The sequence below is a fragment of the Ruegeria sp. BHSA191 genome, from assembly GCF_059613325.1.
Map to the genome: position 1 here is coordinate 1 of NZ_JBXWSH010000023.1, position 25,482 is coordinate 25,482.

At 62.4% G+C, this 25,482-nt stretch carries 18 protein-coding genes; 8 read left to right on the top strand and 10 right to left on the bottom strand.

The window, feature by feature from the left end:
* Positions 1-1,854 (bottom strand): NADP-dependent isocitrate dehydrogenase (locus AC2FNS_RS16995; RefSeq protein ID WP_496803919.1); only part of this gene is annotated, 1,854 nt, incomplete at its 3' end.
* A 297-nt stretch (positions 1,855-2,151) separates the two neighbouring features.
* Here AC2FNS_RS16995 and AC2FNS_RS17000 point away from each other — a divergent pair.
* The gene (locus AC2FNS_RS17000; protein WP_496711778.1) at positions 2,152-4,458 is read left to right on the top strand and encodes a Tex family protein; all 2,307 of its coding nucleotides are present in this window, start codon (positions 2,152-2,154) and stop codon (positions 4,456-4,458) included.
* Positions 4,459-4,480: 22 nt separating this feature from the next.
* Here AC2FNS_RS17000 and AC2FNS_RS17005 read toward each other — a convergent pair whose 3' ends face one another.
* On the bottom strand, positions 4,481-5,755 hold the full coding sequence (locus AC2FNS_RS17005; protein WP_496711777.1) for a replication initiation protein: 1,275 nt from the start codon (positions 5,753-5,755) through the stop codon (positions 4,481-4,483).
* Between the two features lie 583 nt (positions 5,756-6,338).
* Between AC2FNS_RS17005 and AC2FNS_RS17010 the strand changes: the two genes are divergently transcribed.
* From AC2FNS_RS17010 to AC2FNS_RS17040, 7 genes are all read left to right on the top strand, one after another.
* On the top strand, positions 6,339-7,724 hold the full coding sequence (locus AC2FNS_RS17010) for an AAA family ATPase (protein WP_496683622.1): 1,386 nt from the start codon (positions 6,339-6,341) through the stop codon (positions 7,722-7,724).
* Positions 7,717-8,784, top strand: coding sequence for a ParB/RepB/Spo0J family partition protein (locus tag AC2FNS_RS17015; RefSeq protein WP_496685396.1), 1,068 nt, complete (start codon positions 7,717-7,719; stop codon positions 8,782-8,784). The genes AC2FNS_RS17010 and AC2FNS_RS17015 overlap by 8 nt, the downstream gene beginning before the upstream one ends.
* Positions 8,785-9,062: 278 nt before the next feature.
* On the top strand, positions 9,063-9,428 hold the full coding sequence (locus AC2FNS_RS17020; protein ID WP_496711776.1) for a hypothetical protein: 366 nt from the start codon (positions 9,063-9,065) through the stop codon (positions 9,426-9,428).
* 367 nt (positions 9,429-9,795) lie between these two features.
* A complete protein-coding gene (locus AC2FNS_RS17025) occupies positions 9,796-12,369 on the top strand; it encodes a hypothetical protein (RefSeq protein ID WP_496727658.1) in 2,574 nt (857 codons plus the stop codon).
* 110 nt (positions 12,370-12,479) lie between these two features.
* On the top strand, positions 12,480-14,252 hold the full coding sequence (locus tag AC2FNS_RS17030; protein ID WP_496711774.1) for an adenylate/guanylate cyclase domain-containing protein: 1,773 nt from the start codon (positions 12,480-12,482) through the stop codon (positions 14,250-14,252).
* Positions 14,253-14,417: 165 nt separating this feature from the next.
* Complete coding sequence (locus AC2FNS_RS17035; protein WP_496711773.1) at positions 14,418-15,890, top strand: phosphatase PAP2 family protein; 1,473 nt, start codon at positions 14,418-14,420, stop codon at positions 15,888-15,890.
* Between the two features lie 52 nt (positions 15,891-15,942).
* The gene (locus AC2FNS_RS17040; RefSeq protein ID WP_496711772.1) at positions 15,943-17,280 is read left to right on the top strand and encodes a hypothetical protein; all 1,338 of its coding nucleotides are present in this window, start codon (positions 15,943-15,945) and stop codon (positions 17,278-17,280) included.
* A 37-nt stretch (positions 17,281-17,317) separates the two neighbouring features.
* On the opposite strand, the gene AC2FNS_RS17045 is transcribed toward AC2FNS_RS17040, so the two are convergent.
* From AC2FNS_RS17045 to AC2FNS_RS17080, 8 genes are all read right to left on the bottom strand, one after another.
* A complete protein-coding gene (locus AC2FNS_RS17045; RefSeq protein ID WP_496711771.1) occupies positions 17,318-18,451 on the bottom strand; it encodes a peptidoglycan-binding domain-containing protein in 1,134 nt (377 codons plus the stop codon).
* A 148-nt stretch (positions 18,452-18,599) separates the two neighbouring features.
* Positions 18,600-20,096: a mannitol dehydrogenase family protein gene (locus tag AC2FNS_RS17050; protein ID WP_496711770.1), complete on the bottom strand. Its 1,497-nt coding sequence runs from the start codon at positions 20,094-20,096 to the stop codon at positions 18,600-18,602.
* Positions 20,096-20,869: an L-iditol 2-dehydrogenase gene (locus tag AC2FNS_RS17055; RefSeq protein WP_496711769.1), complete on the bottom strand. Its 774-nt coding sequence runs from the start codon at positions 20,867-20,869 to the stop codon at positions 20,096-20,098. The genes AC2FNS_RS17050 and AC2FNS_RS17055 overlap by 1 nt, the downstream gene beginning before the upstream one ends.
* Positions 20,866-21,870 carry an ABC transporter ATP-binding protein gene (locus AC2FNS_RS17060; RefSeq protein WP_496711768.1) on the bottom strand — a complete coding sequence of 335 codons (1,005 nt, stop codon included), beginning with the start codon at positions 21,868-21,870 and terminating at the stop codon, positions 20,866-20,868. The genes AC2FNS_RS17055 and AC2FNS_RS17060 overlap by 4 nt, the downstream gene beginning before the upstream one ends.
* A gap of 10 nt (positions 21,871-21,880) precedes the next feature.
* Positions 21,881-22,711: a carbohydrate ABC transporter permease gene (locus AC2FNS_RS17065; protein ID WP_093963212.1), complete on the bottom strand. Its 831-nt coding sequence runs from the start codon at positions 22,709-22,711 to the stop codon at positions 21,881-21,883.
* 13 nt (positions 22,712-22,724) lie between these two features.
* A complete protein-coding gene (locus AC2FNS_RS17070; protein WP_496711767.1) occupies positions 22,725-23,591 on the bottom strand; it encodes a carbohydrate ABC transporter permease in 867 nt (288 codons plus the stop codon).
* 107 nt (positions 23,592-23,698) lie between these two features.
* Complete coding sequence (locus tag AC2FNS_RS17075) at positions 23,699-25,000, bottom strand: ABC transporter substrate-binding protein (RefSeq protein WP_496682424.1); 1,302 nt, start codon at positions 24,998-25,000, stop codon at positions 23,699-23,701.
* A 97-nt stretch (positions 25,001-25,097) separates the two neighbouring features.
* The coding region (locus AC2FNS_RS17080) for a substrate-binding domain-containing protein (RefSeq protein WP_496803920.1) at positions 25,098-25,482 on the bottom strand (385 nt) is incomplete at its 5' end.

Sequence of the window (25,482 nt, forward strand, 5' to 3'; positions counted from 1 at the left end):
GTCGGCGAGGAAGTTCAGCGACTCGCCCAGGGCGCAGAATTCACCCATCGAATCCCAACGCAGGTGGTTTTCCTCGACCAGCTGCTGCACGTGCTTGGGCGCCGAGCCACCTGCACCGGTTTCGAACAGGCCGCCACCGTTCATCAGCTTGACGATCGACAGCATCTTGGCCGAGGTGCCCAGTTCAAGGATCGGGAACAGATCGGTCAGATAATCGCGCAGCACGTTGCCGGTGATGGCGATGCTGTCATTGCCGGCGGTGATGGTTTCCAGCGTCTTGCGGGTCGCCTCGCGCGGGGCCAGAATCAGGAACTTGTCAGCCACGCCCGCAGCTTCCAGCGCCGGCTTGACGTATTTAATCAGTTCGGCGTCATGGGCGCGGTTCGCATCCAGCCAGAAAATCGCCTCGGAGCCGGTTAGTCGCTGACGATCCATCGCCAGCTGGATCCAGTTCTCGATCGGGGCCTTCTTGGCGGTGCAAGCGCGCCAGATGTCGCCCTGTTCGACCTCATGCGAATGCAGGACCTCGCCATTGGCCAGAACGATGCGGATCGTGCCGTCCGCAGGCGCTTCGAAGGTGGTCGGGTGGCTGCCGTATTCTTCGGCCTTCTGCGCCATCAGGCCCACATTGGCGACCGAACCGGCGGTGGCCGGGTTCAGCGCACCGTTGGCTTTGAAGAAGTTGATGGTCTCGTCATAGACCGGCGCATAGCAGCGGTCGGGGATCACGCAGTTGGTGTCTCCCTTCTTGCCGTTCTCGTCCCAGCCCTTGCCGCCTGCGCGGATCACGGCGGGCATCGAGGCGTCGATGATCACGTCCGACGGCACGTGCAGGTTGGTGATGCCTTTGTCGCTGTCCACCATGTACATCGAGGGACGGTCGGCCTTGACCGCTTCGATCGCGGCCATGATCTCGGCATCGTCCTTGACACGGTTTAGCAAGTCCCCCAGCCCCGAGTTCGGGTTGACGCCCAGCTGTGCCATGCGGTCACCGAATTTCTCGAACACCGGCGCCAGCCACGACTTGACCGCATAGCCAAAGATGATCGGGTCGCTGACCTTCATCATCGTCGCCTTCATGTGCAGCGAGAACATGGTGCCGTCTTTCTTGGTGTCCTCGATCGCGGCATCCAGGAACTCCGACAGCGCCTTGACCGACATGAAGGTAGCATCCGCAACGGTGCCTTCCTCCAGCGTCCAGCCGTCTTTCAGAACGGTCACGCCGCCATCCTTGCCCACGAATTCGATCCGCGCATCACCGGCTTGATCGGCGGTGATGGTGGCCGATTTCTCGTTGCCGTAGAAATCGTTGCCCGGCATCGACGACACCTTTGTTTTGCTGTCGGCCGTCCATTCGCCCATCGAATGCGGATGCTGCTGCGCATAGCGCTTGACCGCCTTGGCGGCGCGGCGGTCGCTGTTGCCCTCGCGCAGGACCGGGTTCACGGCCGAGCCTTTGATCACGTCATAGCGGGCGCGGATCTCTTTCTCGGCGTCGGTCTTGGGATCCTCCGGGTAGTTCGGGATGTCATAGCCCTGCCCCTGCAGTTCCTTGATGGCAGCGACCAGCTGCGGAACCGAGGCTGAAATGTTCGGCAGCTTGATCACGTTGGCCTCGGGGGTTTTCACCAGCTCGCCCAAGGCGGCCAGATCGTCGGGCTGACGCTGTTCTTCGGTCAGGTTTTCGGGGAAGGCCGCGATGATGCGCCCGGCCAGCGAAATGTCCTTGGTGCCGACGCTGACGCCAGCAGCCGACGCGAATTTACGGATGATGGGCAGGAACGAGGCACTGGCCAGCTCCGGCGCTTCGTCTACGATGGTATACAATATGTCGAAGTTCGATTTTTCTGCCATGTTCCCTTACCTTTTTTAAGCCTTTCAGGGGCGTGCGATCCGAGAGTTGTGCCGCGTGCGGCGCGGCGTGCGAGGAGCGTGAATGCTGTTCCGCTCCGGGGTGACTCTGATTTGACAGGGCTTCCCTTAAATCACCCGGGCCATGGGATCAATCGCATACGAACGCGCATTTTGACCCAGTTTGCGCAAAACCGCGCAAATGCCTGGATTTTGTGCTCGCCGACGATGCCCGACGCCTTTTCCTTGACGCGGACGCTGGCTAAGACGGTCCTCCAACCAAAGATCAAGGAGGCCCCGTTGGACCGCATCGCCCGCACCATCGCAACGGAAATCAATGCCCGCCCCGAACAGGTGGACGCGGCGGTCAAGCTGCTGGACGAAGGCGCCACCGTGCCCTTCGTGGCGCGCTATCGCAAAGAGGTTACGGGCGGGCTGGACGACAGCCAGCTGCGCACCCTGTCCGACCGGCTAGCCTATCTGCGCGAGCTCGAAGCGCGGCGCGAGACGATCCTGAACTCGATCAAGGATCAGGGGAAGCTGACCGACGAGCTGGCCAAATCCATCGCCCAGGCCGAAACCAAGGCGCAGCTGGAAGACATCTACCTGCCCTACAAACCCAAGCGTCGCACCAAGGCGATGATCGCGCGGGAAAACGGGCTGGAGCCGCTGGCCGACGCGATCCTGGCCGACCGCAGCGCCGACCCCGAGGCGCTGGCCCAGGCCTATGTGACCGAGGCCGTGCCCACCACCAAGGATGCGCTGAACGGCGCGCGCGACATCATCACCGAGCGTCTGACCGAAAACGCGGCCCTTCTGGGCGAGCTGCGCACTTTCATGCAGGCCGAGTCGCTGCTGACCTCGAAGGTGATCGAGGGCAAGGAACAGGACGGCGCCAAGTTCAGCGACTATTTCGACCATGCCGAGCCTTGGGCCAAGGTGCCCTCGCACCGGGCGTTGGCGATGCTGCGCGCATCGAAAGAGGGGATCGTGACGCTGGACATCGGCCCCGACCCCGAAACCGGCGCTGCCCGGGCCGAGGCGATCGTGGCCGCCCATCTGCAGACGCGCGGTGACGGGCCGGGCGATGTGTGGCTGCGCAAGGTCGCGGGCTGGACCTGGCGGGTAAAGCTTTCACTGTCGATGATGGTCGAGCTGATGGCCGATCTGCGAAGCCGCGCGCAGGAGGAGGCCATTCAGGTTTTTGCACGCAATCTCAAGGACTTGCTGTTTGCTGCGCCAGCCGGACCCCGCCCGACCCTCGGGCTGGACCCGGGCATCCGCACCGGCGTAAAGGCCGCGGTGGTGGATGCCACGGGCAAGCTGGTGGCGACCGACACGCTGTATCCGTTCCAACCCAAGAACGATCTGCGCGGCGCACAGGCCACCATCCTGAACCTAATCGCCACGCACAAGGTCGAACTGATCGCTATCGGCAACGGCACCGCCAGCCGCGAGACCGAACGGCTGGTGGCCGACACGCTGAAACTGCTGCCCAAAGGGGTGCAGGCCCCCACCAAGGTCGTGGTGTCCGAGGCCGGGGCCTCGGTCTATTCCGCCTCGGAACTGGCGGCGCGCGAGTTTCCCGATCTGGACGTCTCGCTGCGCGGCGCGGTGTCGATCGCCCGCCGCCTGCAGGACCCGCTGGCCGAGCTGGTCAAGATCGAACCCAAAAGCATCGGCGTCGGCCAGTATCAACACGACGTAGATCAACACCGGCTGAGCCAGTCTCTGGAAGCGGTGATCGAAGACGTGGTGAACGCCGTCGGCGTCGATCTGAACACCGCCTCGGCGCCGCTGCTGACCCATGTCTCGGGCCTGGGCCCCGGTCTGGCCGAAGCCATCGTGGCGCATCGCGACCTCAATGGTGCGTTCCGATCGCGGCAGGATCTGCTGAAGGTCGCGCGCCTCGGCCCCCGCGCTTTTGAACAGTGCGCGGGCTTTCTGCGCATCCGCGACGGCGACGAGCCGCTGGATGCCTCGGCCGTCCACCCCGAGGCCTACGACGTGGCCCGCCGCATCGTGCAGGCCTGCGGCCGCGACATCCGTCAAATCATGGGCCATGACGGTGCGCTGCGTGGCCTTCGTGCCGAAGAGTTCGTGGATGACCGGTTCGGCCTGCCCACGGTGCGCGACATCTTTGCCGAGCTGGAAAAACCCGGTCGCGACCCGCGCCCCAGCTTCGTGACCGCCAGTTTTAAAGAGGGCGTCGAGGAGATCACCGACCTCAAACCCGGTATGGTTCTGGAAGGCACCGTGACCAATGTGGCGGCCTTTGGCGCCTTCGTCGATATCGGTGTGCATCAGGACGGCCTGATACATGTCAGCCAGCTGGCCGACCGCTTCGTCAAGGACCCGCACGAGGTGGTCAAGGCCGGTCAGGTCGTACGCGTCCGTGTGGTCGAAGTTGACGTGCCGCGCAAGCGGATCGGGCTGAGCTTGCGCAAGGATGGCGGAGCTTCTGCCCGGCAAGATCGCGCCCCAAAAGGGCATAACGCACGAGGAAAGAATTCAGGCGCTCAGAAATCACAACGCGCAAAAAATACACAAAATGCGCAGCACGGCGCGCTTGGGGATGCTTTGCAAAATGCTCTCAAAAACCGATAACCTCCCTTGCCCTGCCTGAGCATCAGGCGGGCGTTTCCGTCTGGAACGCGTCGGGCTCCAACTCTTCCCAAAAAGCAAAGATGGCGTTGGCGTTCAAACCCGACCGCCAGCCGTGCTGCCGGAAGTGTTCGCGGTCCAACTCGTCCGACAGGGTCGACATGAACAGGCGCTTGTCAGCATCCCGCTGGGTTGGGTTTCGCCGCGAAACCAGTTCTTCGACGATGGCTAGTTTGCGGGCCCGTTCGGCACGTTCCGCCGCCCGCGCGGCATAGGCCTGATCCTCGCGCGCCTTCTCTTCTTCTCGCTGCCTGGCCGCGGCCAGCGCCTCGGGAGGGGGTGGCGCCGGGGTCTCTTTCACTGGGGCCTTGTAATCTTCCTTGAGAGCGGCCGAAAGGTAGCCCACAGTGGATTTCACATCCCCCTGCCCTTTCACATAGTCCAGCTTCTGCTGAACGTATTCCTCACCGTGCTCGGAAATCCACTGCCGTGCCAGCCTGTCCGAGACCCCCTGTTTACGCAGGGTCTTGTAGACGGGAAGATTGCGCACGCCATCGCTGTCGTCGATCTCGAACATCGCTTTCTGGGGGTTGCGCTGGATCAGGAACCTTATGTCAGTGACGCTGCGGCCCTTCTTACGGAACTCTGGCTCGATCAGGATATCCGAGCTTTTGTTCACCTCAGAAACGGCAGGCTTGATGATCTTGGCGTTCAGGTGCTTGAAACTGGTGTAGTAGTCGCTGCCGTCCACCCCCATCAGTTTACGGAATACCTCGAGCGTCCACCAGCCCGTCGAGCCGGTCCGTACGAAGCGATAGCAGTTTTCATACAAGGCCAACCCGTGACCCGAACTGAAATTGCGCTGAATGTGCACGTTGATCAGCGCATAGATCTTGGGATCATACAGCTTTTGCGCCAAAGCCGGGGAATAAGCATATTCGCACACCCCGTTTTTGAGTTTGGCAAAGCTCAGCAACGACGACACGCCCCATTCCTGGCGCCCCTGCTCATCCAACATGTCCCACTCGGCTACGGTTTCGGCCAAAGCGCGAAGGCTGGCACGCAACGTGTCAAAGTCGTTCGAATTGTATCCGACCATCATCGCCAGGGTCCGGGCGTCGATCGTGTGGGTCTGTGCAGTGGTCAGCGCGTCATAGGCATTGAGCAGAAGAACATTGGACAGCTTTCGCTGCAACAAGGTGAGCTTGCCGCTGATGTGGATCGCGGCAACATTTTTTTTCACCGTTTCCCGTCGCAGCGCGCCCGAGAGGTGATCCATGTCCAATTCTGTATCCGGCATGATTCTGCCTGGCTGCTCGTTTGCAGATTCTGTTGCACGAAAGGTACCCGGCAATCAACCTATTTTGGGTCCCCATATACGGGAGGACTGCCATCCCGCAGACAGGTACCTTTCCGAATCGCCCCCTTGAGTTATCCACAGCGAACCCGCTTAGTCACACCGCACCCGGCGTTCCGAAGCCATCCTTACGCTGATTACCAGCACGTTCCGAAGTCTAAACTGCTCGATTTAGTGTCTTACCGGGAATCGGTACCATTCCAACCGGATTCTGGGACCTTACATCCCGTATATGGGTCCCCTTGATCCTGAACACTGGTCCGTTCCGTCCTGAAAATGGGCACCCAAAAACCCCTAAGTTATTGTTTTAACTGGTAAAACCGATTGCTAAAGAATCTAAAACTATTAAAGGAATCAAACTTTTTGTTGCCTGTTTTCTGATTATTTCATTTGGTTTCGCGACGAAACACCCGGATCATCTCAAATCTTGTGGAAAAATCTGTTTAACAGGATAGCGCAGGAAGAAAATGTTCGGTACATTTTGCGATATACGCCGCAAAGGCGAACATTTATCGAGGCACCGACAGTGAGCAAAACCAACCAACCTTCTCTGCCACCTTATTTCAACCTGGACCCGGCCAAGGCGGCGTCAAAGCTGCCTGATCCTATCGGGACATCCCGATTCGCGAAAGCAGCGGCGTTTTGCGCGAAAGGACGCGAGGATCTGGCAAGACGTGGCTATGCTCCGGATGGCGAAAAGCGGCTGCGCCGATTCTCGATCTGGGAAATCACGAAATACCTGATTCCGGTTGCTCCGGCCCATCTGCGCCGTGTGCTTAAGGCCAATCCGGATCTCCCTCAGGGCGAAGGAGAGGCCGGGTCGAAGTGGTTTACGCTCGAAGAAGTCCTGGCGCTGCGCCACTATTTCGCCGCAGAGGGTGTCAGCACCAAGGAGTACCTGCCGTACAGGCCCAAGGGACTGCCCGCCAAAGTCGTGGCAGTGGCGAATTTCAAGGGCGGCGTTGGAAAAACATCGACTGCGGCACATCTGGCAATGTCGGCCGCCTTGGACGGGTACAAAGTACTCGTGATCGACCTGGACAGCCAGGGGTCGATGACGTCGATCCTCGGCGGTCGCGTCGCCGATGAGTGGCAAACGGTGTTTCCGTTGATCGCCAAGGACTATGCTCGGGCCGTTCAGGAAGAAAACCGCGTGCGCGCGGCGGCCGGTCAACCTGAAATTCCTCTGGACGAAACGCTTCAGGAAGCTCTGACGACTCTGCCCCGAGACGTGATCCAGAAAACGCATTGGCCCAATATCGACCTGATCGGCGCGCAGTTGAATCTGTATTGGGCTGAATTCCAGATCCCGGTCTGGCGCATGGGGCTGCGCAGTTGGCCCTTGTGGGATGGTCTGACAAACTTCCTGCAGGATGAAGGTGTGTTGAACGATTATGACATCGTTTTCCTCGATACGCCTCCTGCACTTGGGTACCTTACGATCAACGCACTGGCTGCGGCGGATATTCTGCTTGTGCCGCTGGGGGCTTCGTTTCTGGAATTTGATTCCACAGGCCGGTTCTTCGACATGCTCTATACGACCTTTGCTAGCATCGAGGACGGTGAAAACGCGGCCCAACGGGCGGCGGGATTGCCCGAGCTCAAATTCGAATGGGATGTTGTCCGCGCGATCATCACGCGGTTCGATGCCAGCCAGCAGACCGACATGGCGAACGTGATCCAAGCCTATTTTGGTGACTTCATGAATGCCTACCGGCAGGATTACACTGCTCTGGTCGGGCAGGCCGGTGAGCAGGTGAACGGGATCTACGAGGCGGACTACCGGGATTTCAACCGAGACACATACGTGCGCGGCCGAGAAACTTTCGACCGGACCTACGCGGAGTTCAAGGAAGTTCTGATCGGCTGCTGGTGGCGCGACGCACAGATGGGAGGAGAGGCAGATGGCTAAACGCAGAAGACTGACGGCGCCGGACGCGGCTGAGTTGGAGCAACTCGAGGCGGGTTTCGCCACGAAACCCTCGATCGGCCCGTTTGAAACCAAATCGGTTGTGCCTCCAATCGCACAAGTCGCGGCCGAAGCCGCCACATTGAATGGAATGGCCGCCGTGACCGATCGCGAAGCTTTGGCCCGCGACCAGGGTGATGCGGCCCGTTGGCGCGATGCGCAGGATGCGGGGCTGGTGGCCCAAAAGCTGCCGATTGACGAGATCGACGCGGACTATATTCGTCGCGACCGGATGGTCGAGGACGAAGAAGCGATGGCCGAGTTGCTGGAGTCGTTGCGAGTCAACGGTTTGCGCACGCCGATCGAGGTGACGCCGACGGCCGACGGCTACGGGCTGATCTCGGGTTATCGGCGCCTGGACGCTTTTCGCCGTCTCGCCAGAACGGATCCTGCATTCGCGCAGATTCCGGCTTTTGTCCGCCAGGCCGGGGCAGGGCAGGGGGCGTATGTCTCGATGGTCGAGGAAAACGAGCTGCGCGCCAATCTCAGCCCCTACGAACGTGGACGCATTGCGGTTCTGGCGGCAGGGCAGGGGGTATTCCCTTCGACCGAAGCCGCAGTGGACGCCTTGTTTGCGGCGGCGTCCAAGGCGAAACGGTCAAAGGTGCGCAGCTTTGCGATGGTACACGAGGCTTTGGGCGACCTGTTGCGGTACCCGGTATCCCTGTCGGAAAAGGCGGGGCTGCGATTGGCTGCAGCCCTGCGGGAGGGCGCTCAAGCCAAACTGCGCGCAGCATTGGCCGGAGCGGACGCGCCCGATGCCAAGAGCGAGTGGGCTTTGATCGAGGCTGCGCTGAAAGAGGCTCCCGAGCCGTCGCGTGAAAAGGCTCGAGGCGGACGTCCAAAGCAGGTTCAACGCATTCCGCCGCAGCCGTTGCCCGGAGGAGGCGACATCCGTGCCGAAGTCGCGGCGGGTGAATTACGAATCCGCCTGCGGCGGCAAGATTTGTCGGCCGAAGACGCCCAGGACCTTCTGGATGCGATCGCCGCACATCTAGGCTAGTTTCGCCACGAAACACCTGCCTGGCCGGTCGAAACAGGATGGGCCGGGCAGATCCCGTAAATGGGTACTTTAAACAAAAATGCGTAACTCCTGCCTTGCGCGCATTTTGGTGAAATATTGCGCGTTATTTTGACTGCGTCTTTGTCTGCCTGCGCTTTTAGGTTCGGTCCTGTTTTCAAGCCGGCGGCACGTCTTGAGGCTCTGTTTTTTGGACGGTGGTTAAGCATCGTTGAAATTGGACGTGAGTTTGGCCCGCCAGTCCGGCGAATTGCTGAAAGGTGTGGAGCGTCCTGAGACCTGTTCGCCAATGCAGGGCTGATGAACGAGTTGAAGGTCAAGCTCTTGGAGCGGATGCCGGGGGCGAAGTTGGCGATGTACATTGGCTACGAGGAAGGCAACGACGCCTCGACCGGGCAGGCCAGTCGCTGGAATGGCAGGTCGACCAAGTTGGCGAATGGCTGGAAGACAGGTCGCTGACCGATACCGATGGCGAAAAGGTTATGCATGCGCTGGCCGACCTGACCATCGCTATGCAACGGGACATTCTGCAAGAGGTCGGCCTGACGGGACAGGCCGATGCACTCGGCGCCATCCGGCGAAACTCAAGGCGGATGGAAACGCTCGACGATCTGGATTCCATCTAGCGACAGTTTCTTCCGGACCACTGATTGGCGCGCTGCTTTTGGCGGCCTGTGCCCCGGCGCGGCCAAACGGCTGGCGCCGCTTTCCGTCAAAACTGTCAAGAACGGCCTTTTTAATGTACCATGCGGTTAATCCGCGTTTAGTACATTTCATTTTCTCATTTCCGGAAGGACCGGAACCATGCCTTGGAAAACCCCCAAATGGCCCAACGTCCCTTACAGCCAACCTAACTGGCCCGAAACATGGTTGCGGTTCGAACAAGAATACTCGAACGCCCATCAGCCATCGCGTTTGGTATCTCATCCCGGTGTCCCTTATGTTGCGACGCAAACCTTGAATTCTCGTCCCACGGAAGCAGAGTTGGGACAGGTGGGGTTGGACTACCTGAAGAAGCTCCACGATTTCCTGTTGGCTCGGGGGCACACGCCGGTCTATTTGAAATACGCCGTGGACAGCCTGTCCGGCAAATTCGTTAATGCCTTCAAATGGTTGCCGTTGTGGCCCAAATTCGGAACGCCCATTGGTTCTTCGCCCGTGCCGCGTCTGGCTTCGTGGAACCTGTCGCGGGCTGCGAATCACGATGTACCGGCATCGGTCATCATGGTCGCGGCCGAAGTCTATGGCGGTGACAACCAGATTTCCCCGCAAGCCGGGATCCGCGTCCCTATGACCGTCGAGGCCGACGGAAACACCTATACCGTGCGGATCCGGTCCGCGACGGTCGAGTTTCCGGCAGGAGAAGATGCCTTTTTGACCGACCTCGCCGCGCGGGCCGGTCCTTCTTCCGGGCCCGGCATGCTTCTCGCGGTGTCCGCGGCTTTGGAGCGGTTGTACAAGGGCGATGACGTCACGTCTGAGATCGCCAACAAGGCCGGGGTTACGCAAGAGTCGGTGACAATCAACGACATCCAGTTCCACCCGCAAGACCTCAAGAACTGGCGGAGCTCACCCTGGGAGTTCACTATTCAGGCGACGGCGCACAATGCCAATCCGACCCGCGTCCCAAGCCCGTTGGGCTATGCGGTGTACGGCATTTTTCGCTTCGACAGGATCGGAGAGCCGACGCCCGGCGGCGTGGCCAAACAATCCGACCCGGTTCTGGTCTCTGTCGAGCGGACGCCGCTGGTGACCCATGCTGCCCCGCAAGGCAACGCGTTCGTATTCGCCCAGACCCCTCCGGGCTGGGCCGCGCCTGCCGGTGAGGCGTATGATTGGTCAGAGCGCAGACCAACCCGTGATGACGGTGTTCTGGACAGGTTCCGCAGCTTGTTCCAACTGGATCCATCAGCGCATGTTGACCTAAAAAGCGACGGTTTTCGCGTTTGCGTCTGCCCCGGATACGCGCCCGAGGACGCCGGTTTGCCGCCCCTGACCACCAAGACGGTCCACCTGCCGAACGGTCACGATCTGCAGCCGCGCCGGGACACGTTCAGCGCGGTCAGCGCCTATTTCAACTGTTTCCGCCTGTTCCGCCTGATGAAGCGGTTCGGGCTGCCGCCGCATTTGTTCAACGTCCGGGCCCAGCCCGAGATGCTGGTCTTCTACCGTTTCGGCATCTCGCCCGGACCGGGCAAGAGCGGCCGCACGGTGAACGCGCAGGTAAAGCTGGATTGCAAAACGCAGGGCAAGCCGGTGATCCACATGAACCTTGCGCTGGCCGAGCTGACGAAATGGGACAGGCCCGACCCTCCAGGCTGGGCGCAACCGTTAAGCATCGCGACCAGCGGACGGTGGATCGGGCATGAATTCGGGCATTATCTGCTGGCGGCCCGGTTGGGTCAGCTGGAATTCGATTTTGCCCACAGCGCCGGCGATGCCATCGCCGCCATCATGTCCGACCCGGGCTCTGCCCTGGCAGCCCCCCCCGGAAACGGAGTCGCCGCCAGTTTCCGCGGCATCACCTATCCGTTCGTCTTTGCGACTCGCCGCCATGACCGCATCGCGGAAATGGGCTGGGCCTGGTACGGCTCTTTGAACCGATCCGTGATCGAAAACCCTGCGGCGGATCCGTGCGACACCAAGGGTTATCTGACTGAACAGATCCTGTCGACGACCCTATTCCGCCTGTACCGCGCGCTGGGGGGCGACACGGTTCAGGCGGATGGCCGGGCCGACATCTATCAGCGTCGACGGGCGGCGCGCATGGCGCTGTTCCTGCTGTTCCGGGCAACGGCCGGATTTGCACAACCACCGTCGCGGGCCGAGATGCTCGAACTGGGCCTGGAAGAGGCCGGGTGGATGACCCTGCCGCCACTGCCGCTGGGGCCTCCGGGCGGCACGCCCGACCCGTGGCAGGGTGGCACGGCGCACAAGGTTGTGCGTTGGGCCTTCGAGGCGCAGGGCATGTTCCCGCCCGATCCGGAACAGATGCACAATGCGCCCGGCGATCCACCACCCGAGGACATCTATGTTTCGGACCGCCGCCCGTTGACCGAGGACACCCTGGCCGGCCCGGTTCAGTATGGGCCGGGCGCCTATGTGCCGGTCTCATTGGACTGGCGGGCCGATGCCCGGTGGTTGTCGGACTCCGCCAACCTGCGGGTCGGCAATCGGGGCACCGCGCAGGCCCAGAATGTCGGGCTGCGGGTCTGGGTCGGATCGGTTCCCGTCGGGCCGGATCCGTGGGACCTGCTGGCCCCGATCACATGGAACGCCGCAGCCATCGACTTGCCCTTGGGCAATCTGGCCGCGGGTGGCTCCATCGACCTGTTGTCGCTGCCGCAGGTCCAGAACCTTGTGACCGGCACGGCGGTCGCGGCAGGGACGCTGGGTCTCATACTGTTCGAGGTCACCTGCCCGAACGATCGAGCCAACACCGATCCGCTGGCGCAGCTGCCGCCCAGGGCCGAGGACTCGGGCGCCGGACTGCCCGGCACTCCGCGGGCGCTGGCCGATCTGGTGGCCAATGACAACAATCTGGGCCTTGTGGTTGTCCGGCCATAGCCGGAGCTCAATTTAGCGTAGATTTAAACAATATTAAGTCTGGAATGTTTGCCAACGTGGCGTTGGGCCATTAGACTAAAATCGTAACCAGTGGGGGCGGTGGTTTCGCAATGTCCAAAATCAGCGCGAAATCCCTTGATGTGTCCAACCTGCGTCTGGCGGCTTTTGCCTTCGCTGATGTCGAAGGCTATACGCGCCATATGGAGGCCGACAGCATCAAGGCCGCCAGAGACTGGGGCAGGTTGCGCGAAGACGTTCTGCTGAACCGGATTTCGGACTATGGCGGGCGGCTGGTCTCGCACTCCGGCGATGCCATCTTGGTTGAGTTCAACAGCGCCACCAATGCGGTTCGGTGGGCCCTGGACAAACAGCACCAGGTTCGGAACCGGCCGGTTGATGAAACCCCCATGCATGTCCGAATCGGCATCAATCTGGACGAGGTCGTCGATGACGGGCGGTCTCTGCAATCCGACGGCGTCGTCATTGCGTCCCGCATTCAGGATCTGGCCGCGGGCGGCGACGTGGTGCTGACCCAGCAAGTGCGCGACATCGTGCGCAACCGGATCTCGGTTCGGTTCCACGAGATCGGGGCGCCGATCCTGAAGAATATCGAACGCCCGGTGCGGGTGTTCATCGCCCAGCGGAGTTCCGAGGCACGCGCGATCCTGCGGCCACACGCGCAATGGGAGGCGCGGCCGTCGCTGGCCGTCCTGCCGTTTCGCGACCTGCAAGGCCGTGACGAAGACAGGTATTTCGGCGAGGGCATGACCGAGGACATCATCACCGGAGTGTCACGCAGCCGCGCGATTTTCGTGGTGGCGCGCACCTCGACCCTGCAGATGTCGAAGGAATCCGTGCCCTCGCGCGAGGTGGCCGCGGCGCTGGGGGTCAAATACCTGTTGACCGGATCGATCCGGCGCAGCGGAAACCTGCTGCGCATCCATGCCGAGCTGGTGGACGTGGTGCGCAACCGGGCCGTCTGGGCCGACAATTTCGATGGCGACGCCTCGGACATCTTCACCTTTCAGGACCGCATCGTGTCCAGCATCGTCGCCACGGTCGAACCCAGCGTTCAGCGGGCCGAGGCGGCAAATCTGGTCACCCGCCCGACCGAAAGCCTCGATGCCTATGACTGCGTGTTGCGGGGCCTGCCCGAACTCTACCGGTTCCAGGGCCAGAGCTATGAGACGGCCATGTCCCTGTTCCGGCGGGCGGTCGAACTGGACCCGGGCTATGCGCAGGCGCATTCCTATCTGGCCTGGTGCCTAAATTTCTGGATCGCCGAGGGCAAAAGCCCGAATGTCGAGCGCGATAGCGCCGCCGCCGTGTTCCATGCCCGCAAGGGTGTCGAGCTGGACCCCGAGGACGCGCTGAACCTGTCGATTCGCGGCCATATCCTCAGCCTGCTGGAACGCCGCCCGCACGAGGCGATAGACATCATGGATCAGGCGCTGTCGCTCAATCCCAATCTGCCGCTGGCCTGGGGGATCAGCGCGACGGCCCATGCCTATCTGGGCAACGGCGCCATCGCGCGCGAGCACATGCTGAACGTCTGGCGGCTGACCCCGTTCGGGCCGCTGAATTTCTTTTTCTGGACGGCGGCGGGGCTGGCCGAGTTCGTGGACGGCAACTATCCCGAAGCGATCCGTGCCCTGCAACGCGCGCGCCGCACCAGGCCGCGATTCATGGCGGCGCTGCGCATTCTGGCGGCTTCCTACGCGCTGGACGGGCAGGTCGAACAGGCCCGCGTGACCGCCGAAAAGCTTCTCGAGAAAGATCCAGGTTTTTCAATTTCGCGTTTTATGGCATGGTACCCCCTGAAGACCCCGGACACGCGGGAACGGCTGGTGCTTGGTCTGAGCACTGCAGGTCTGCCGAACTGACGCGTTTCACCGCCGCTGCGCGCCTTGTGGCCGCAGTGACCCGCACGCAGGCACATGCGGCAATGGCGAAACCGCCGGAACTCATAATGATCTCGAGCATATTTCGATGAAAAGGCGGCGCTGGCGTCTTTTTGAACAAGGTCCATTTCAAACGAGGACATTGACATGACGGATTTCGGAACAAACGCCTCGGCTCGATCGTCCGGGCTTGGCACTGGAAGTCAGGGGCTGGGTCTGGGTCTCGGCGCATCGCGTGGATTGGGGCTTGGACTGGGCCTTGGCAACGGTTTGGGTCTCGGTAACGGTCTGGGGCTGGGATTGGGCCTCGGCAATGGTTTTGGGTTGGGGAATGGGCTTGGACTGGGCCTCGGCAATGGCCTTGGATTGGGGAATGGCCTTGGATTGGGGCTTGGCCTCGGTCTCGGCAACGGGCTGGGGCTGGGCAATGGTTTGGGCCTGGGCAACGGGCTGGGGCTTGGAACAGACCCGGTCATTCCCGTCGGCGCGGATGGCGGCATCGGTCTGGTCCGCAGCTATTATGCGACCCCGATCGAGCTGGCGTTGCTGCCTTGGGCGCTTAATTTCACGCCCGACAACGCGGGCGTGTCGCCGTTCCCGCTCGAATATGTGATCAATCCCTATCAGGCAGACCCGGCCGGCATCGACTATCCCAAGGTTCTGGAATGGACCACGCAGGACTGGGATCCAGCCCTGCGGTTCTGGGCGCTTCCCTTCGATGAACACCTGACCGAGTGGTTGCGCGCCGCCGACCGCAGCGAACCGGCAACCCTGGCGGCGCTGGAATTCGCCGGCCAATGGCGGGAATGGCTGCCACGGCCCGGGTTCGATCCGGTGGGGCCGTATCTGGAAGCGGGTGACCTTGAATGGCGCTATGTCGTGGATGTCAACAAGACCGTGGCGCAGAACGAAACGGATGCCTCGGACGCGTTCCGATTCATTCAGGGCGAGCTGGAAACCCTAAAGATCTACATGGAGGACGACCGCAGCAGCTATCTGGTGGAATCCGATGTTCAGGCCGACGGTCTGCCCAACTACATCATCCATTTCATCGGTGCCAATTCCTTCGATCACCCTTACACCTTGAAGCTGATCGACGCGGGGCTGGCCTTGGGCAACGTGGCCTACATGTCGTACAAGGCCTATTACAAACGGGTGCGGCCCTCGGTGCTGCGGCCGGGGCTGACAGTTCCGTTCGGCCCGCCTGCGCATCCGGCGTTTCCGTCCGGCCATTCCTTCCTGGCGCATCTGATCGCGCTGCTGCTGCTGGAAATCCCCGGGCTGTACCAGCGGTTCGGCGTGTCGCGCGATGGCGCGCCATCGGGTGGCGGGCTGTTGCAAAAGCCGGTGTCGGCCGACTTGGCCGGGACGGCGCCGATCAAGTCGCCCTTGTTGCAGATCGCCCACCGCATCGCGGTCAACCGCGAGCGCATCGGCGTGCACTATCCGACGGATTCGCAGGCCAGCCGGCACCTGGCCGCAGGTCTTTGGACCCGGATGCTGAAGCCCAGAAACCAGGTCTCGAACGCCGGAGGGCCGGACTACCGCATTCATTGCCCGACGCTTCTGGCGTTGATCGAAAACGCCAAGACCGAGTGGCCGACCCCCTGGCCCGGCTGATCTGCGGGCAGGCGCAAACCACGTGTGACGATTATTAACGAGGATTCAGTTCATGAAGATTTCACGTATTTTTCACAGATTTGGGCGCCTGGCTGGCGCGGTCTTGCTGATGGGTCAACTTGGGGCGCAGCCTGTTTTTGCGCAGGTTCTGTCGTCCGGCGAAGGGCGCGCCAGCAGCGTCGATCTGGTCGAGGCGGCCCGGACCCTGTCGATGCAGGACGCCTATGCGCGGGCTTTGTTCCTGTATGTCCGGTCCAACCCGGCGGTGATGAACGATCAGCAATTCTATGTCGGACTCGTGTCCTATCTGGTATCGACACAGATCGGGCAAGACTGCCGGAAGGCCTTTGCCAACGAGTTCGAACGCCGGGACTACTATACCCGTGCCTTTCAGGTTCAACCGCAGGTGCAACAGATCATCGCCGGCAAGACCATCCCGCAGCGCTTCGAGGTGAGCTACCGCGTGAAGACAAACGAATACGATTTCCAAGCCAGCTCTTTGCCGTTCGGGAACATACGCAGCATCGGCCAGCGGCTCGATCGCATGATCGGTTCGGACAACGCCCAAAGCTGCGCCCACCAGATGTTGCAGGGAACCAACGTCGATGTCCGGGCCTTTCCCTGGCACTTTACGGTCATCGACGAATCCGGCCAATCGCAGGCACCGCAATTTCCTTTCGTCCAGTCCTTGCAACTCAGCCCCGCCGATGCCCGCACCTTGTTCCAGCAATTCGGCCGGCAGCTCTATTCGATCGTGGCCTATCAGGTGCTGGCGGCCTCTGACGGCTCGCACAGGGTGCAGGTGATCCCAACCGATGCCCAGCTTTTCGGGTTGTCGGACACCGCCGTTGTGCGGGTCCAGACCTATGCGCATCCCACGCTCAGCCAACCGAACTATCTGGATATCGCCAGCCAGTTGACGGTACGGACCGAGCGGCCCCCGCAGCAGCAAGGATACAACGCTTATTCCTACGTTCCGCATCTGGATGTCACGGTGACGCTGCAGCAGGACGGTTTCCGTGCGGTGGCCACGGGCGTCGCGCAGAGCCCGGGAACCGGGGTCACTGCGGGTGGGACCCGGACGCTTACCGGGTCGGCTGCGGTCGGGGCGTCGAGCTTCATCATGCGCATGTCCGCGCCGCAGTTGACCGGGCAGGTGCAGGGCCTGCCGGATGTACCCGGAGCGCAGCGTTTCCTGACGGTGTTTGGTGAAATCGATTTCAACAATGTCACCACCAGCAGCGCCCCCATCCTGGGCCAGGCGATGGTGCTGCAGGTTTCGGCCGACGGAACGCTGTCGGAAACGCAGCCTTTCCCGATAACCGGAGAATTCACGCCGCTTCAGGCTTCGGCTCAGGCCGAGCCGGAAACGCCGTCGGCCAGCGAATGAGCGGGCAGGGGCCGCGTTTCCGCACGGCCCGGCCGTTTCAGTCCAGCGCCGTGGCCTGGTTTGCCACCTCGGTCTGCGGTTGCGGGTTTCCCGAATAGATGTCCAGACTGCTGGGCGCGGACTGTTGCGTCACCTGCTGTGACGCAGGGGCCGTCGGGGTACCGCTGGCAAACAGGGTGCCGCCCTGCGGAGCCGCGGGTTGCGGGGCCGGCTGTTGTTGCTGCGGGGCCGCCGGCGCGAACAGGTTCTGCTGCTGCGCCTGACCGGGCTGGGTTGGGACCTGCCCGGGTTGGGCGGCCGGGGCTCCGAACAATGTGGTCGTGGCGGGCTGCTGTTGGGTTGGTGCAGCTGTGTACTGACCTTGGTTTGCCGCGGGCTGCTGGCCCTGCGGTGCAAAACCCGATGCCGGTGGCTGAGCTGCCGGGGCGCCAAAAGGCGTCGTGGGTTGCTGACTGGCCGCCCCGAACCCGGCCTGTTGCGTGCCGAAGGGCTGTGTCGGAGCCGTCTGGGCATTGGCTTCGTTCTGCAGATAGAGCGGGGTGGGCAGGCCCGCGGCGGTTCGGGCCATCACCAGCGCCTGGACCGGCGTCACCATGGCCGGGCTGGTCCCGGACTGCGCCAGAAACGCATTGCGCGCGCCGATTGTCTCCGGCCCGTTGGCCCCGTCGATGACGCCGCCGTAATAGCCCAGCGATCGCAGCCCTTCCTGCAACATCATGACTTCGGTTGGGTTCAGATCGCGGTGGGCAAGGGCGGGGTTCATGCCCCCGGTCTGGCTCAGCAGCGCAGCATATTGTGGCCGGGTCAACTGGCCGGTCTGGGCCTCGCCGCGCGACGCCTGGAACTGACGGATCACCGCCCGGCTGCGCTTGCCCAGCACGCCGTCGACGGTTCCGATATCGTATCCCAAATCGCGAAAGGCGGTCTGGATCTGGATACGCTCGGCCCGGCTGTACTGGCTGTTCAGGCTGGACGCCGAACCCCCGCTGGATGAATAGCTGCGCTGTGGTTGCGCCTGCTTCTTGGCTTTCTGGTTGTCGGTGATCCCCTTGGTGATCAAGGCCCCGACGATGCCGCCGGCGATGAAGTCACCTGCATCCGCGGCTGCCGTGACGGGCATTGACACCGCCAAGGATGCCGCGACGATTGCGGAAATATGCGTGTTTTTCATGGTCAGGCCCCCAAGCAGCTTTGTGACGAACAGACTTAAATGAATGCCACAATGATACTTGGGATAGGCTTGACGGTCCACTTGTATATGCAAAACGGTGTTCGCCCCCGCGTGGTGCACCGGCCGCAGGCGGGGGAGAATGCCGGGATCAGTGTGCCAGATAGGTTTTCAAGGTCTCGGTGGTGCCTTGGGTCCAGATCATGGTCAGCCACCGCGCAAATGCCTCACGGAACGCGGTGAAATCGGCCAGATCGCCATAGTACTGGCGCTGCTCCAGCCACACGGTTGGGGTTTCACGCGCTTGTGTCGCGACGGCCACCAGATCGTCCCAGAACGGGTCGTTGGGGTCAATCGGCGTCCCGTCTTCGCGCGTGCCGGCGCACATCCGGGCCCAGAACGCCTCGACCAGCGCCAGCCCCTCGACCGAGGCGCCGGCTGCCTGGGCGTCACGGATCGAGGGCAGCACGAATCCTACATGTCTGGACGAGCCGTCAAAAGCGACCCGGCGCGTGGTGTCGATGATGGCCGGATTGCGGAACCGGTTTTCGATCAGGTCGATGTACTCGGCCACCGACCGTTCGGGCACCGGACGCACGAAAGGGGCGATTTCCTCGGTTTCGACCTTGCTGAACAACCCGGACACCAGCGGATGCGCCATGCACTCCGCGATCGTTCCCAGGTTCAGGATCTCGCCGACATTGGCAAGAACCTGATGGCCCGCGTTCAGAATGCGCAGTTTCATGACCTCATAGTCATGAACGCGGTCGGTAAAGGTGGCGCCGACCTTGTCCCAATCCGGCCGCCCGGCGCAGAAGGCATCCTCGATCACCCATTGGCGGAAGCTTTCATGGGTGACCGGCGCGGCGTCGTCGATCCCCAGCGCGCGCACCAGCTCCAGCTCGGTCGGACCCGTGGCGGGCACGATGCAATCGACCATCGAGTTGGGGAAGGTACATTGCGTGTCGATCCAGTCGGCCAGATCCGGGTCCGACAGGCGCGCCAGCCCCACCACCGCCTGACGCAGAACCTGCCCGTTGCCGATCAGGTTGTCACAGCTCAGCCCGGTCAGCGGACCGACGCCCGCATCGCGCCGCCGTCGCAGGCCCGCGACGATTGCGCCGAAGGCGGTGCGTGGCCGGTCAGGATTGGCGGCATCGTGTCGGATGTCGGGGTGGCCGGTGTCCAGCCCCTTGGTAACGGGGTGCAAGAAATAGCCGCCCTCGGTCACGGTCAGCGACACGATGCGGATCGCCGGATCGGCCAGCTGCGTGATCAGCGGGCCGTTGTCCTCTTGCGGGGGCAGGTAGTCGATCATCGCGCCGGTCACCTCGGCGCGGCGCTGGCCTTCGGTCAGCTCGACCAGCGTGGTGAGACAGTCCTGCGCCAGCAGCTTGCGCCGCATCTCGGCGTCATAGGCGCGCACGCCGGCGCCGATGATGGCCCAATCCTGCGCCGCGCCCTGCTGCATCAGCCGGTGCAGGTACCAGGCCTGATGCGCGCGATGAAAATTGCCCACCCCGATATGCACGATCCCCGGCCTCAGCGCGGCGCGGTCGTATTCCGGGCGCAGCACGCCCTTGGGCAACGCGCCCAGATTGGTCTGACACAACCGGACCGGTCGGGTATCTGCGGGGCGCTCCACCATCAGCTCATCCAATTTCCACCATCCACGTTGTATGTCTGGGCCACGATGTAATCGGCCTCGGACGAGGCCAGAAACACCGCCATTCCGGTCAGGTCCTCGGCCCGGCCCATCCGGCCGAAGGGCACCGCTTCGCCCACTTCCTTCTTCTTCTGTCCCGGCGCCTTGCCCTCGTATTTGGCAAAGAAGGCATCGACGCCGTCCCAGTGCTCGCCATCCACCACGCCGGGGGCGATGGCATTCACGTTGATCCCGTGTCGGATCAGGTTCAGCCCCGCCGATTGGGTCAGGCTGATTACCGCCGCCTTGCTGGCGCAATAGACCGCCACGAGCGGCTCGCCTCGGCGGCCGGCCTGGCTGGCCATGTTGATGATCTTGCCGCCGGTGCCCTGGTCGATCATGTGTCGCGCGACCGCCTGCAAGGTGAACAGGGTGCCGGCGACGTTGATGTCGAACACGCGCTGGTAATCCGGGCGGGTGATTTCCACGATCGGGGCTGCGGTGAAGATCGCGGCGTTGTTGATCAGGATGTCGATCCCGCCCATCCGCGCCACGGCGTCGGCCACGCCCGCCTCGATGCTATCCTGCTGCGAGACATCCATTTCGACCGCAATCGCCTGAGGCCCGATTTCCCGCGCGGCCTTGCGCGCCTGCGGCACGTCGATATCGGCCAGCGCCACCTGCGCGCCCTCGGCGGCATAGGCGCGGGCAAAGGCCAGCCCTATGCCCCGCGCCGCCCCGGTGATCAGGGCCCGTTTTCCAACCAGCCGGTTCATGCGATCCGTAGCCCCGCCGCGTCGAACCGGTGGATCTTGTCCTCCTCCGGCGTCAGATGGATCGTGTCGCCGTGGCGCAGGCCGACCTCGCCGCCGGCGCGCACGGTCATCGGCTCGGCGAAGCCGTCCACATGGACGTGAAAGAACGTGTCCGAGCCCAGATGTTCGGACACCCCGACCGTGCCCTTCCACAGGCCCTCGCTGGGTGAGGCGGCAACGTGTTCGGGGCGTACGCCGATCGTGTGGGCGCCATGCTTTTCGGCCTCGGGGCCTTCGATGAAATTCATTTTGGGCGAGCCGATGAAGCCGGCCACGAACTTGTTGCGCGGCGCGCGGTACAGCTCGAGCGGCGAGCCCACCTGTTCGATCACCCCCGCCTGCAGGACCACGATCTTGTCGGCCATGGTCATGGCCTCGACCTGGTCATGGGTGACGTAGATCATCGTGGTTTCCAGCCGGTTGTGCAGTTCGGATATCTCCAGCCGCATGCCCACGCGCAGCGCTGCGTCCAGGTTCGACAGCGGTTCGTCGAACAGGAACGCCGCCGGTTCGCGCACGATGGCGCGGCCGATGGCGACCCGCTGGCGCTGGCCGCCCGACAACTGGCCGGGGCGGCGGTCCAGATAGTCGGTCAGGTTCAGCACCTCGGCCGCCTGTTCCACGCGGCGGTCCTGCTCGGCCTTGTCCAGCCCGGCCATGCGCAGCGGAAAGGCGATGTTCTTGCGCACGGTCATGTGCGGATACAGCGCATAGGACTGGAACACCATGGCCAGGCCCCGCTTGGCCGGCGGCACCGCGGTGGCGTCCTGATCGTCGATCAGGATGCGGCCGCCGCTGACGTCCTCCAGCCCCGCGATCAGGCGCAGCAGGGTGGACTTCCCGCAGCCCGAGGGGCCCACGAACACCACGAATTCGCCGTCGTTGATTTCCAGATCCAGCGGCGGAATGACTTCCACGTCGCCAAAGCTCTTGCTGACTTTCTCAAGTACGATGCGTCCCATGTGTCTTTCCTTACTTCACGGCGCCGAAGGTCAGGCCGCGGACCAGTTGTTTCTGACTGAACCACCCAAGGATCAGGATCGGGGCGATGGCCATGGTCGATGCCGCGCTGAGCTTGGCGAAGAACAGGCCCTCGGGGCTGGAATAGCTGGCGATGAACGCGGTCAGCGGGGCCGCGTCGACGGCGGTCAGGTTCAGGGTCCAGAACGCTTCGTTCCAGGCCAGGATGAAGTTCAGCAGCACGGTCGAGGCGATGCCCGGCACCGCCATCGGCGTCAGGATGTAAAGGATTTCCTCTTTCAGCGTGGCGCCGTCCATGCGCGCGGCTTCCAGGATGTCGCCGGGGATTTCGCGGAAATAGGTGTATAGCATCCAGACGATGATCGGCAGGTTGATCAGCATCAGCACCACCACCAAGCCGGCGCGGCTGTCCAGCAGGCCCAGTTGGATGAACAGCAGGTAGATCGGGTACAGCACCCCCACCGCCGGCAGCATCTTGGTGGACAGCATCCACAGCAGAATGTCCTTGGTGCGCGCCGAGGGCACGAAGGCCATGGCCCAGGCGGCGGGAACCGCGACGATCACGCCCAGCAGGGTGGACCCGCCCGCGATGATGATCGAGTTCCACAAAAACCGCGTGTAGTTCGAGCGTTCCTGAACCACCGCGTAGTTTTCCAGCGTCCAGTCGAAGTTCAGAAAGATCGGCGGGCTGGCGATGGCCTGGGCCTCGGTCTTGAAGCTGGTCAGGATCGTCCAGAGGATCGGAAAGAAGATCAGCAGGCCGACAGCCCAGGCAAAGGCGGTGTTGATCAGCTTGCGTTGTGTGGTGACGGTACGGGCCATGTCGTCGTCCTCCTCACGCGTCCAGGTTTTTGCCGACGATGCGCATCAGGAAGATGGCGACGATATTGGCAAGGATGATGGCATAGACCCCGCCGGCCGAGCCCAGCCCGACATTCTGGCTTTCCAGCACACGCTGGTAGATCAGATAGGTCAGGGTGCGGGTGCCGAAGGCACCGCCGGTGGTCACGAAGATCTCGGCGAAGATCGACAGAAGGAAGATCGTCTGGATGAGGATGACGATCGTGATCGCGCGGCTCAGATGCGGCAGTATGATGAAAAAGAAGCGTTTCAGCGGCGGCGCACCATCCATTTCGGCGGCCTCCAGCTGTTCGCTGTCCAGCGACTGGATCGCGGTCAGCAGGATCAGGGTGGCAAAGGGCAGCCATTGCCAGGACACGATCATGACGATCGATGGCATCGACGCCTCGGACAGCCACGAGATCGGGTCGGCCCCGAAGAACCGCCACAGATGGGCGAACAGGCCGTTGACCGGGTCCATGAACATGTTCTTCCATACCAGCGCCGAAACGGTGGGCATCACGAAAAACGGGGCGATTACCAAAATGCGCACGACGCCCTGACCCCACATCGGCTGATCCAGCAGCAGAGCCAGCAGGATGCCCAGAACTACGGTAATGGCCAGCACGCCACCCACGATCACGAGCGTCGCTTGAACGGCGGGCCAGAATGAACTTGAAGTCACGAAGCGGACGTAGTTGTCGAACCCCACCCAACCCAGGTCGCCGCCGCGCAGCGGCAGGTATTTCTTGAAGGAAAAATACAGCGTCATCGTCAGCGGAACCAGCATCCAGCCCAGCAACAGGACCACGGCGGGGGCCATCATCAGGCGTGCGACGGATCGGGAGTGTTGAGTTGCCATGACGCAAGACCTCTCTGTTCAGGCGGCTTGTTGCCTGCGAGACTAACACGGGTTGTGGAAGGGGGAGAGCGGGGGACAGAAACCTGCCCACCCGCCGGGAGGAGGCCTCAGTACCCTGCGGCTTCCATTTCTTCGGCCGTGAAGGCCTGCGCCTTGGCCAGAGCTTCGTCAACCGACTGCTGTCCGGCATAGACCGCCGAGAATTCCTGGCTCACCTGGGTGGCGATGCCCGCGAATTCGGGGATGGCGACGAACTGGATCCCGGTATACGGCGTCGGCTTGACGCAGCAGTTTTCCGGATCGGCCGCAAGGATCGACTTCAGCGTCATCTGCGCGAAGGGGATGTCCTTGTAGTCGGGGTTCTCGTACAGCGAGGTGCGCGCACCCGGCGGAACGTTGGCCCAGCCCTCGTTCTCGGCGACCAGCTCGATATAGTCTTTCGAGGTGGCCCATTCGATGAACTGCTTGGCGGCGTCCTCTTTCTGGGTGCCGGCGGGGATGGCCAGAGCCCAGGCCCACAACCAGTTGGCGCGTTTGTCAACGCCTTCCGAGTTCGGCGCCAGCGCAAAGCCAACCTTGTCGGCCACGGTCGAGTCGTTGGGGTTGGTCACAAAAGACGCCGCAACGGTGGCGTCGATCCACATGCCGCATTTGCCCTGCTGGAACAACGACAGGTTCTCGTTGAAGCCGTTGGTGGCATACCCGGCGGGGCCGGATTCGCTCATCATGTCGACGAAGAAGGTCAGCGCCTCTTTCCACTCGGGCTGATCGAACTGGGGTTTCCAGTCTTCGTCGAACCAGCGCGCGCCGAACGAGTTCGCGGTCACGGTGATGAAGGCGCCACCCTCACCCCAGCCGGCCTTGCCGCGCAGGCAGATGCCGTTGATGTCGTTCTCGCGGTCGGTCATCTTGGCCGCTGCCTCGCGGATGAACTGCCAAGTCGGCGCCTCGGGCATCTCCAGACCGGCCTTCTCCATCAGGTCGGTGCGGTACATGATCATCGAGCTTTCGCCGTAGAACGGAGCCGCATACAGCGTGCCGTCGTGGCTGAGGCCGCCGCGCATCGCGGGCAGGATGTCGTCCACGTCATATTCTGCCGACATGCCGTCCAGCGGCACAAGCCAGCCGTTCGCGCCCCAGATCGGCGTTTCGTACATGCCGATGGTCATGATGTCGAACTGGCCGCCCTTAGTCGAGATGTCGGTGGTTACACGCTGGCGCAGAACGTTTTCTTCCAGCGTGACCCATTCCACTTCGTGGCCGGTCGCTTCGGTGAACTTGTCGGTGTATTTCTGCATGCGGATCATGTCGCCGTTGTTGACGGTGGCGATCGTGATCGTTTCGGCAGACGCCACGCCGGCGGTCAACGCCGCGGCACTTGCCGCCCATAGAACGGATTTCAGGTACATTCTTTCCTCCCTGGTGTCGAATTACCTAAAGGAAAGCATCGTGAATTAATTGTCGCGCGTCAACTAAAATTTTACGCGCGTAAAATAGTGTCGAGAATCAGGCCGAACTCCGCAATATCAGGCGCGCGGGAAACAGCGTTTCGGTGCGCGCGCTCAGCCGTCCGCCGCCCTCGACCAGTTGCGTCAGCGTCTCAACGGTGCGATTCGAAACCGCGTTGTAGTCATGCGCCGCGGTGGTCAGCGACGGGCAGGTGAACTTGGAAAACGGATGGTCGTCATGCGACGCGACGCGCAGGTCGCAGTCGTCGCCCAACCCGACCCGCAGGCCCTTTTCATAGCAGGCAGACAGGAACCCGATGGCCAGCCGGTCATTGCTGCACAGAATGGTGCGCGAGGGCAGGCTAGGCTGTTCCAACAGTTTGAATGCGCCTTGGCGTCCGATTTCCTCGAATCCCCAGCCGCGACCGTCGACCTTGATCACC